Origin of the sequence: Halobellus rufus (assembly GCF_000739575.1) — an archaeon.
GTDB lineage: Archaea > Halobacteriota > Halobacteria > Halobacteriales > Haloferacaceae > Haloquadratum > Haloquadratum rufum.
Genome location: NZ_BBJO01000002.1, coordinates 95,294 through 106,162 on the forward strand (window position 1 = coordinate 95,294; position 10,869 = coordinate 106,162).

Genomic DNA, 10,869 nt, shown 5'->3' on the forward strand with positions numbered 1-10,869 from the left:
CGGCGAGCGACCGGTCGCCGTCGGCCGCCCGCGACGTCAGATCAGCCCCAGCGCGCGGAATACCGCTCTTCCGGCGTCGATCCCGCCGAACGCAGAGCCGAAGAGCAGGACCGCGGGGATCGCGGCGGCCACGGCCGCACGGGTCGTCGTCGTCCGGTGGACCGTTCGGAGTCCGACGACGAGCAGCGCGGCCCCGTACAGCGCGCAGGCCGCTCGGAGCCACGGCGAGGGGTACCCGGCCAGGACGCAGGGTGCCGTCGCGTACGCGATCACCTGCACCGTCTCGCTGATGCCCCCGCGGTCGCGGACGGTGAGGATCAGGGCGACAGTCTGGATCGCGGCGGTGAAATGGAGCGCCGCGGGAGCGAGGACGAGGGCGACGAGCGCGAGCGAGACGGCGGCGGAGACCGCCTGCCCGCCCGCGAGGGACGGGATCCGTCCCGGCTTGAACGCGAAGAGCCCGACCGCGTACGCGACGGCGACGACGACCGCGAAGACGAGTCCCGGTGCCTGATCGCCCGGGGCGACGCCGTTCCGGAAGAACTGCTCCGGGCGCAGGAGCACTTCGATCCACGCCCGCGCGAGCCCCCGCGGTCCGCGCTCGCGACCGCCGCTCGGATTCTCGACCCAGGTCGTCACGTTCGGTTCGAACTAGTCGCGTCGGAGCGTATGACAGTTCCGGCACCGCGCCTCGTAGGACTCGTCGGCGCCGACGACGATCGTCGGCTCGTCGGCGTGGGCGGGCCGGCCGTCCACGAGCCGTTGGTTGCGCGTCGCGGGCTCGCCACACAGCGCGCAGATCGCCTGCAGTTTGTCGACGTACTCGGCGACCGCCATCAGTTGCGGGAGCGGCTCGAACGGCTCTCCCCGGTACGTCTGGTCGATCCCCGAGACGATGACACGCCGCCCGTCGTCGGCCAGCCGCTGACAGACCTCGACGAGCTCGGGCGCGAAGAAGTTCGCCTCGTCGACGGCGACGACGTCCTCGCCGTCCAGTTCGTCGCGGATCTCCCAGACGTCCTCGCCCTCGTTGGGGACGACCGTCGCCTCCCACTGCCGTCCGACGTGCGACCCGACGGTCGTCTCGCCGTAGCGGTCGTCGACGGCGGGTTTGAACACCGCGATCTCTTGGCCCGCGATCTCCGCGCGTCGCAGCCGACGGAGGACCTCCTCGGTCTTCCCCGAGAACATCGAGCCCGTGACGACCTCGATCCACCCGCTGTTCGTGATGGCGTGCATACGACGTTCGAGCGCGGTGGAGCGGCAAAACCGTTGTTCATTCGCCCGGCTAGGCGACTGTCGAACGAGAGACGGACGCCGAGCGTTCGACCCTACCGCCCCGCTCCGCCGACGTTCTCGTCGGCCTCGAACGTCGACGGGTCCGGTTCGATCCGCGCGTACTCGACGACCCGACGACCGAGCACGCGAACGCGTTCGTCGAGCCCCTCGTCGACGAGGTCGTCGCCCTCGAAGCGTTTCGAGGCGTTCGGAATCGCCGCCTGGTGCGGGAGGACCCACGCGTCGAGCGCCCGGCAGACCGAGCGGAGGTGGTCCAGCGCGGACACGGGGAAACCGCCGCCGGCGACTGCCAGCAGACCGACGGTCTTCCCCTCGAACTCGTCGAATCCGCAGTAATCCAGCGCGTTCTTCAGAACGCCCGAGTACGAGCCGTGGTACATCGGCGTTCCGAGGAGGACGGCGTCGGCCTCGCGGATCCGCCGGACGACCGTCGCGCTGTCGCCCTGTGCGTCTAGGTCCGCGTCGAACACCGGAAGGTCGTACGTTCGGAGGTCGAGTACCTCACCTGTCCCACCCGCCTCCCTGGAGCCGTCGAGCGCGCGTTCGAGCGCGCGGCGCGTGTAGCTCTCCTCGCGAAGGCTCCCGCACACCGCGACGACGGAGACGGTCGATGCCGATCGATCGTCTGACATACGCTCTCCACGTCGGGACAGCGCAAGAACCCACCGACCGGCGGTCGGGCCGTTCGGCCGCGGTGTCCGTTCGGGACGTTCCCGGTCCGCTCTCTGACATCGCGGACGGGGTCTGGTCGGTTGGCGACGGATAGAAGACGGAGAGTCGGCCGAAAGATGCGACGTGGGACACGTCAGATCGGCGGATATTGCTGTGCCGGCGTCCCCAGTTCCCGGGGCGAGCGTTTCGGCCCATCGATTCGACAGTCGGCGTCATCTTACGACGTCTTTCGCCGGTTCGTCTGAGAAAAGTTGTGAAATTCGATAAATCGCTTGGTCTGTAGCGAAGACTTCCTCACCGATGTAGACAATCTTATCACGCAAAAGGAACAACGTCTGACCGAGCAATATGTCCAATAAAGACTGGTGGCCAGATCAATTGGATCTGGAGATTCTGGACCGCAACGCCCAGGAAACCGATCCGATGGGCGAGGACTTCGACTACGCCGAGGAGTTCGAGAAACTCGACTTCGACGCCGTCAAAGCGGACATCGAATCGGTGATGACCGACTCGCAGGACTGGTGGCCGGCCGACTACGGTCACTACGGGCCGCTCTTCATCCGGATGGCGTGGCACAGCGCCGGTACGTACCGCACGTTCGACGGCCGCGGCGGAGCGTCCGGCGGACACCAGCGCCTCCCGCCGGTCGACAGCTGGCCGGACAACGTGAACCTCGACAAGGCCCGACGGCTGCTCTGGCCCGTCAAGCAGAAGTACGGTCGCCAGCTCTCGTGGGGCGACCTGATCGTCCTGGCCGGAAACGTCGCCCTCGAATCGATGGGCTTCGAGACGTTCGGCTTCGCGGGCGGCCGCGAGGACGACTACACGCCCGACGACTCCGTCGACTGGGGTCCGGAAGACGAGTGGGAGACGACCTCCGAGGAGCGCTTCGACGAGGAAGGGAACCTCAAGTGGCCGCTCGGCAACACGGTGATGGGCCTCATCTACGTCAACCCCGAAGGTCCGAACGGCGAACCGGACCTCGAAGGCTCGGCGAAGAACATCCGAGAGTCTTCAGCCGGATGGCGATGAACGACGAGGAGACCGTCGCGCTCATCGCCGGCGGCCACACGTTCGGGAAGGTCCACGGTGCCGACGACCCCGACGAACACGTCGGCCCCGAGCCGGCGGCGGCCCCCATCGAGAAGCAGGGATTCGGCTGGGAGAGCGACTTCGGCGAGGGCAAGGGCCCCGACACCATCACGAGCGGTATCGAGGGGCCGTGGAACACGACGCCGACCCAGTGGGATATGAGCTACATCGACAACCTGCTCGGTCACGAGTGGGTGCCGGAGAAAGGCCCCGGCGGCGCGTGGCAGTGGACTACCGAGGAAGGCGAACTCGACGACGCCGCGCCGGGCGTGCAGGACCCGGCGGACAAGGAAGACGTGATGATGCTGACGACGGACGTCGCCCTGAAGCGGGACCCCGACTACCGGGAAGTCCTCGAACGCTTCCAGGAGAACCCCGACGAGTTCCAAGAGGCCTTCGCGAAGGCGTGGTACAAACTGATCCACCGCGACATGGGCCCGCCGGAGCGGTTCCTCGGTCCCGAGGTCCCCGACGAGGTTATGGTCTGGCAGGACCCCCTCCCGGACGCCGAGTACGACCTGATCGGCGAGGACGAGGTCGAGGAGCTGAAGGCCGAGATTCTCGATTCGGACCTCTCTGTCTCCCAACTCGTCAAGACCGCGTGGGCGGCGGCGTCGACGTACCGCGACAGCGACAAGCGCGGCGGCCCGAACGGCGCTCGCATCCGGCTCGAACCCCAGAAGAGCTGGGAAGTGAACGAGCCGGTCGAGCTCGAAACGGTCCTCGGGACGCTCGAATCGATCCAGGAGGACTTCAACGGGTCGCGGTCCGACGACGTGCGCGTCTCGCTGGCGGACCTGATCGTCCTCGGCGGCAACGCGGCCGTCGAGCAGGCGGCGGCGGACGCCGGCTACGACGTGGAGGTCCCGTTCGAGCCGGGGCGCGTCGACGCCTCCCAAGAGCAGACCGACGTCGAGTCATTCGACGCGCTCAAACCGGACGCGGACGGCTTCCGCAACTACCTCGACGCCGACGAGGTCGAGCGAAAGCCCGAGGAGCTTCTCGTCGACAAGGCGGAACTGCTGAACCTGACCGCAAACGAGATGACGGTGTTGGTCGGCGGGCTGCGCGCGCTGGGTGCGAACTACCAGGACTCCGAGCTCGGCGTCTTCACCGACGAGCCCGAGACGCTGACCAACGACTTCTTCGTGAACCTGCTCGACATGGACTACGAGTGGGAAGCCGTCTCCGACGACGAGAAGGTGTTCGAGCTGCGCGACCGCGAGACCGGCGACGTCGAGTGGAAGGCCTCCCGCGTCGACCTGACATTCGGGTCGAACGCACGGCTCCGTACCATCTCCGAGGTCTACGGCGCGTCCGACGGCGAGGAGAAGTTCATCGAGGACTTCGTCGACACCTGGAGCAAGGTCATGAAGCTCGACCGCTTCGACCTCGAATAACCCCGGCAACGACCCGTCGGACCGGTGCGCGGCTCCGCCGCGACCGGTTCAACAGAAGTTCTGCGTGATGTAGACGCTGGTCCCGTCGATCGTCGCGCCGATTCCCTCTCGCCGCCAGTAGGACCGAAGCAGATTCTCCCGGTGTCCCGGCGAGTTCATCCAGCCCCAGACCGCGCCGTGTGCGAGTTCCTCGGCGGTCTCGTAGGTCATCGTCTTCCCGTCGCTCCGCTTGCTCGGAACGCCGAGATGCAACAGCGCGATGTTCTCGCCGCCGGTCGCGTACCGACCGGGCGACTCCATCGGCGCGCGACAGTCGTAGTCGTACCGCTCGTAGCGGTCCCCCAGCGAGGTCCCCGTCGGCGTGCTGTGGCCGACGAACTGCCGGTCGGACATGTCGAGGCTGTGCCGGCGCGCGATGTGCCGCAGGTCGCGGTCGGCCTGCAGGGTCGGGAGATCCCGAACCGATCGGACGTTGTTCACGGCCTCGTGCGTCAGCCGCTCGACCGCGCGTTCGCTAACCATCCCTCAGAACCACTTGCCCTGATCGGACAGCTGTGAGGTGTCCTCTTTCAGTTGCCGCCGGGCGTTCTCGTCTTCGGCGTCGCTCAGTTGGCTCACGTTCGTCTGCCCGCGCTCGAGGAGCGCTCTCGCCTGCGGATCGGTGAACGTGTCCTGCGCGGCGTCCAGCAGCCGGCTTCCCTCCGCGGTGTCGCCGTCGATACCGGCGTCTAACGCCTTCGCCTCGATGAACTTCGCGCGGATCGACTCCTCCTCGCCGTACTTCTGCGGTTCGGTCGTGTAGGTGACCTCGATGCTGTCGGATCCGAGCGTTCGACCGTCCGAGACCAGTTCGACGGACGCCAACTGTCGGCGCTCCTCGTCGGTTCCCTCGGGGACGTGGAGCTTGAACACGAGCTCCTGTTTCCGCCGCTGCAGGAGGTCCTGCAGGTGGATCGTCGCGGTGTCGCCCTGCCAGTCGGTCGGGACCGGCTGCAGTTGCGGCATCCGTTTGAACACCTCGCTGATCTCGATGTTGCCGAGGTCGATCTCCAACCGGGGGTTCGACTCCACGACCGTCCCGGCGTCGTAGACGGCGTCGTTGAAGAACTGCAGGATCTCGCTGGCCCGCATGATGTGCTCCCAGCGGCCCTGCGAGTGCTCGGCCAACGCCCGAACGACCTGTTCGTCGTAGTTCGGCCCGAGGCCGGCGGAGATGACGGAGATGCCCGCATCGCCCATCCGCCGCGCGATCGACGCCAAGCCGTCGACGGACTGCTCGCCCGCGGTCGGGTTCCCGTCGGTCAAGAGTAGGACCCGCTTCGCGGTCGTCTCCCCGCCGTCCATCTGCGCGATCGCGTCGCGGGAGGCTTCGAGTCCGGCCTCGATGTTGGTCCACTCGCCGGCGCTCAGGGCGTCGATCTGGGACTCGATGGCCTCCTGATTCGCGTCGTCCCACCGAACGGGCTCGGTCACGGTTTCGGCGTCGTCGCCGAACGTAACGATACTGATGTGATCGTTCCCGTTCAGGTCGGCGAGGACAGAGGACGCCCCCTCTTTGGCGTCTTCGATCTCGTCGCCGCGCATCGATCCGCTCACGTCGATACAGAGCACGACGTTCCTCGTCGCCGGGTTGTGCTCTCCGCCGGGTTCGATGTCGACTTCGCAGTATGCCACCCCGCCCCCCGTCGAGATGTACGGGCGGTTGAGCCGCGCCTGAAACTTCATATCCCGCTTGATGACAGATTGGTTATTAAATCCTCGTGCCGACTCGACGTCCCGGTAGGCGAACGATTAATTGCGTGTGTGACACAAGCAGGGGTATGCGACGGGAACTTTCGGTGGGGGACCGCATCGGGAACCGGTACCGGATCGACGAGCAGGTCGGTCGCGGTGGCTTCACCGTCGTCTGGAAGGCGACCGACGGCAGGACCGGGGACACCGTCGCAGTGAAGCATCCGAACTACGGGGCCGGAAAGAGTGAGGACGCCGTCGAGAAGTACTTCGGCCGAGAGCTCGAAGCCCTGCGGACGATCGAGCGGAACGGCTCGCACCCGAACATCATGTCGCTCCGCGAAACGGTCGTCGAACGCGGCGTCCAGTACATGATCGTCGAGTTCGTCGCGGGCGAGGAACTCGAACGACACGGCGGCATCGACGACCCGGATCTCGTCACGGACATCGGAACGCAACTGTGCGGGATCTTCTCGGTCCTCCACGACCTCGAAATCGTCTACCGGGACCTGAAACCAGACAACGCGATGCTCACGCCCGACGACGACGTCGTCCTCATCGACTTCAACACCGCACGGACGATTCCGAAGTGCGGCAACTGCGGACAGAAGGTGGACTTCGACAGTTCGACGGACCAGTACTGTCCGAATCCGCAGTGTAACACGCGCCTCGACAGGCAGACGCAGATCCGCGCCGGCCCGGCCGGCCGGAGCAAGTACAAACCCCCGGAAGTGAAGAACGCCGACGGGATCCAGGGGCCGTGGTCCGACGTGTACTCGATCGGGAAGCTGCTGTACTTCCTCGCGACCGGCCTCGTGACGGCCCACCCGATGGACGACCCCCGCGGACGGATCGACTGTCCGGACTACCTCGCCGACATCGTCGTTCGTGCGACCGCGCTGGAGCCGATCAACCGGTATCGAAACGCCGGGGTGATGCGATACTGCCTCGAACAGCGGGACGCGGACGCGCACAAGGACCTCCCCGAGGCGGTGCTGACGAACGTCGAAACGGGTGAAAAATACACGGTCGCTCCGGGCGACACGATCGGTCGGGAGAACGCCTCGGGGCCGTTTCCGACGATCGGTTTCGAGGACGACGACCAGATCATCTCGCGCGTCCACGCGAAGTTCGATTTCGACGGCGACCAGTGGGTTATCGTCGACAAGAGCACGAACGGCACCGTCATCGACGCGAGCGACCCGTCTGCGTCGCGGCTCCCCGACTGGGACGGCATTCTGCAGCGGGAGTCGTGGGACGGCCAGCCCGGCGAGGCACCGCCGCAGTACGCGACGCTCGACGACCTCACCGTGATCGGCGTCCCCCGACCCGACCGCGGCGTCAGACTGCAGTTCAGCCGCCAGTAGCGAGAAACTGTTATGTATCAGGCGCTAGACCTGTTCTACTATGTCGGCACATTGTGCGATCTGTGACAAGGACGTCGATCCCGACCCGAACTCGATCGCCTGCCCGGACTGCGGCAGCCCGATCCCGGAACTGCGCGAGCGACGGGCGGAGGAAGCGAGCCCGAAAGATCCACGGCAGCAGGGCTCCCCCGAGCAAGGATCAGCCGACGGCACGCCGGAGCAGCAATCCGCCGACGCGTCACAGCGGGATTCTCCGGCTCGGGACCCGCGACAGAAGCGAGACGCCTCGTCGCCGTCGGCCGGAAGCGAGTCCGGAGCGGACGCCGCCGACGGCTCGCAGTGCCCGGAGTGCGGTGCCGACGTCGACCCCTCGTTCAAATTCTGTCCGCAATGTACCGAGCCGCTGTCGGGGGACGACGGCGGGGCCGATCCGATAACGACCTGCCCGGAGTGCGGCTACGACGACCTGACGGGCGACGAGAAGTTCTGCCCGATGTGCACCAACGACCTCCAAACGGCCGACGCTGGCGTCGGTGCGGGAGACGGTGCGGAAGATGCCGCCGGGGACGCAGCCGACAGTCCCGCCGACGGGCGGGGCGGCGGTTCCGAACCGGCGGATCCCCGCGGCCCGGTACACAGTCCCGGGAGCGGCGGAAGCGAGGTCGAACTCCAGTTCGACCACGGCGGCGCGCTGACCGCGACGGACGAGACGATACTGGGACGCGAGATCCGCAAGCACCTCCACGGCGAGGGCGTCGACGCCAGAGAGGCAAAGCGGGTCAGTCGCCAGCACCTCCTGTTCAAGCGGACCGACCCCGGGTTCGTCGTCGTCGACCTCGAGTCCTCGAACGGGACCGAACTGAACGGCGAGGAGCTCGCCGCCAACGAGGAGTACCAGATCGAGGACGGAGACGCGCTCGACATCGCCGGCGTCACGACCGCGACCGTCCGGATCAGGTAGTTGCACTGGGCACCTGACGTCGGCGATCGCCTCGTCGGTGCCGACGGCGAGTACGAACTGGTCGAGTACATCGACACCGGTGGCTTCACCACCGTCTACCGGGCCACCGAGACGGAGAGCGGTGCGGACGTCTGCATCAAGTACCCGTTCTTCGGGAGCACGAACCCCGACATCGACGCGTTCGTCTCCCGAGAGGTCCGCGCGCTCAGGACGATCGAGACGCTCGGCGGGCACGCGAACATCATGACGCTCCACGAGCACTTCGTGGAGCGGGGAACCGATTTCCTGGTCGTCGACTACGTCGACGGCGCGGTGCTCTCGGAGCGGACCGAGCGGTTCGACCCCTCGGTCGTCCGATCGATCGGCCTGTCGGCCTGTTCGGCGCTCGGTCGGCTCCACACCGGCGACATCGTGTACCGAGATCTCAAGGAGGACAACCTGATCCTCACCGGATCGGACCGGCCGGTGCTCATCGATCTGAACACCTGTCGCGTCACGCCCGCCTGTCCGGACTGCGGCCGACTCGTCAGACACGAGGCCGCGAACAGCGCGACCTGTGAGGCGTGTGACGCGGATCTAGACGAAGTCATCCAGATCGGCGACCACGACCGCGGGCGGTACAAAGCGCCGGAGCAACGGGACCCGGGGCGATCCCCGGGCCCGTGGACGGACGTCTACGCGCTCGGCCGAGTGCTGTTTCGCCTCCTTGCGGGATTCGTCCCGCCGCGGGAGTTCGACGCCGGAGCGCGCGTCGATGCGCCGGCGTACCTGACCGAGATCATCGATCGCGCCACGGATCCAGACCCCGAACAACGGTACCCGGACGCCCTCGCGCTGGGTGACGCGCTGTACCGTCGCGACCCCGATCCGGGCCCTCCGAGCGCGACGGTCGTCGATCCCGACACGGACGCCGAATACGCGATCTCGCCCGGCGACCGGATCGGACGAGTGGACGAGACGACCGACCCGGCGGTCCCCGTCGCGGACGACCATCCGCCGGCAGTCTCCCGACAGCACGCCCAGTTCGCCCTCGACGGGAACTGCTGGGAGCTGATCGACACCGGACGTAACGGCACCCTCGTCGGTCGGCACGGTGACTTTCACCGAGTGCTCAGCCGCCGCGGACGGCGGGAACGTTCGATCGGCTCCGAGGAGCGGTTCCCGGAGCGCCGCAGGCTCGTCCCGGGCGACGTGATCGTCCCCGTCGACGAACGGTACGGCGCGCGGTTCCGGTTCGAGGGACGGCCCTGGGTGAATGTTTAAGATGTGGGCCCCACGCATTGCGGTATGAACCACGCGACCAGGGTGGACATCGGTCGACGGAAGGCGCACAGAGACGGGGGGATCAACGAAGACAGCGTCGCGGCGATGGTCTTCGACGAGTCCCATCGCGACTCGGTTCGCCAGTCCACGGGCGTCTTCGTCCTCGCCGACGGCGTCGGTGGGACCTCCGGCGGCGACGTCGCCTCCTACCTCGCGACCACCGTCGTTCCCGAGGAACTGTCTTCGGTCGCGCTCCGGCTCGCCCGGGCGGAAAACCCCGTTTTCGACGACCTCGAGATGGACACCGACGGGTTCCCCTCCCGACCGGACACGTCGGAGATCCGCGCGGCGATCTCCGATGCCGTCGCGACGGCCGACGAGGAGATCAGAGAGCGACGCCGCGGGCAGGGGTCGGCGACGACGATCGTCGTCGGCGTGTACGAACCGGGTCGCCTCCACGTCGGCTGGGTCGGTGACAGCCCCGCCTACGTCATCAACCGGGGCGACCGACGGATCGAGCAGGTGACCCGCGATCACTCCGCGGTGGCCTACTACGTCGCCGAAGGCAGATCTCCCCCACGGTGGCGAGAGTTCACACGGACAAGTCCACCATCTCGCGCGCCGTCGGCGGAAGCAACCCCGACGTGGAGTTCACGAGCGTCCCGATCTTCGGCGACGACGTCGTGCTGTTCACCAGCGACGGCCTCCTCGACGCCTACGATCGCTCCCGCGAACTCTATCAGGAGTACCTCCGCGCCGACGACAAGGAGGCCGTCGAGGCGAAGATCAGAGAGCACGTCGTGACCGACGACGAGATCCGCGATCGGGTGTTGGACGCGTGGACGCTCGAAGAGGCCGCCGAACGGTTGCTCGAACTGACCCAGAAACGCGGCGGCACGGACAACTTCTCGGTCGTGCTGTTCGCCGACAAGAGCCGGCCGGCGAAGGCGGAGGCGGCCGACTCGGACCTCACAAGAGCGTTTTCGGACGACGACGCTCCGGACTTAGACAGCGACGAGACGGTCCTCGACGAGTGAGGACGCTCCGTTTTTCGATTTCCCCGACGGCGTACGAACGTGTCGGC

Annotated in this window: 9 protein-coding genes and 1 pseudogene; 5 read left to right on the forward strand and 5 right to left on the reverse strand. The window is 67.1% G+C overall.

Annotated features, from left to right (window positions below; genetic code table 11):
• Positions 1-36: 36 nt before the first annotated feature.
• The 3 genes from ACP99_RS01070 to ACP99_RS01080 all read right to left on the reverse strand — a co-directional run bounded on the left by ACP99_RS01070 (position 37) and on the right by ACP99_RS01080 (position 1,931).
• On the reverse strand, positions 37-639 hold the full coding sequence (locus tag ACP99_RS01070; protein WP_049984821.1) for a YIP1 family protein: 603 nt from the start codon (positions 637-639) through the stop codon (positions 37-39).
• Positions 640-651: 12 nt separating this feature from the next.
• Complete coding sequence (locus ACP99_RS01075) at positions 652-1,239, reverse strand: thymidine kinase (protein ID WP_049984822.1); 588 nt, start codon at positions 1,237-1,239, stop codon at positions 652-654.
• Positions 1,240-1,331: 92 nt separating this feature from the next.
• Positions 1,332-1,931, reverse strand: coding sequence for an NADPH-dependent FMN reductase (locus ACP99_RS01080; RefSeq protein WP_049984823.1), 600 nt, complete (start codon positions 1,929-1,931; stop codon positions 1,332-1,334).
• A gap of 388 nt (positions 1,932-2,319) precedes the next feature.
• Here ACP99_RS01080 and katG point away from each other — a divergent pair.
• Positions 2,320-4,463, forward strand: a pseudogene (gene katG, locus ACP99_RS21150) (catalase/peroxidase HPI).
• Positions 4,464-4,511: 48 nt separating this feature from the next.
• Here the strand turns inward: katG and ACP99_RS01090 are convergent.
• Positions 4,512-4,985: a CAP domain-containing protein gene (locus tag ACP99_RS01090; protein WP_049984824.1), complete on the reverse strand. Its 474-nt coding sequence runs from the start codon at positions 4,983-4,985 to the stop codon at positions 4,512-4,514.
• Positions 4,986-4,988: 3 nt separating this feature from the next.
• The gene (locus ACP99_RS01095; protein WP_049984825.1) at positions 4,989-6,188 is read right to left on the reverse strand and encodes a vWA domain-containing protein; all 1,200 of its coding nucleotides are present in this window, start codon (positions 6,186-6,188) and stop codon (positions 4,989-4,991) included.
• 95 nt (positions 6,189-6,283) lie between these two features.
• On the opposite strand from ACP99_RS01095, the gene ACP99_RS01100 reads away from it, so the two are divergent.
• The 4 genes from ACP99_RS01100 to ACP99_RS18860 are packed head-to-tail and all read left to right on the forward strand — an operon-like array spanning position 6,284 to position 10,589.
• Positions 6,284-7,561 (forward strand): serine/threonine protein kinase, encoded by a 1,278-nt coding sequence (locus ACP99_RS01100; RefSeq protein ID WP_049984826.1) that lies wholly within the window; start codon positions 6,284-6,286, stop codon positions 7,559-7,561.
• A 40-nt stretch (positions 7,562-7,601) separates the two neighbouring features.
• Positions 7,602-8,522, forward strand: coding sequence for a double zinc ribbon domain-containing protein (locus tag ACP99_RS01105; protein ID WP_049984827.1), 921 nt, complete (start codon positions 7,602-7,604; stop codon positions 8,520-8,522).
• On the forward strand, positions 8,523-9,785 hold the full coding sequence (locus ACP99_RS01110; protein ID WP_049984828.1) for a serine/threonine protein kinase: 1,263 nt from the start codon (positions 8,523-8,525) through the stop codon (positions 9,783-9,785). It begins immediately after the preceding gene.
• 24 nt (positions 9,786-9,809) lie between these two features.
• Positions 9,810-10,589, forward strand: a complete 780-nt coding sequence (locus ACP99_RS18860) for a PP2C family protein-serine/threonine phosphatase (protein ID WP_081927015.1) — start codon at positions 9,810-9,812, stop codon at positions 10,587-10,589.
• The last annotated feature ends 280 nt before the right edge of the window (positions 10,590-10,869 follow it).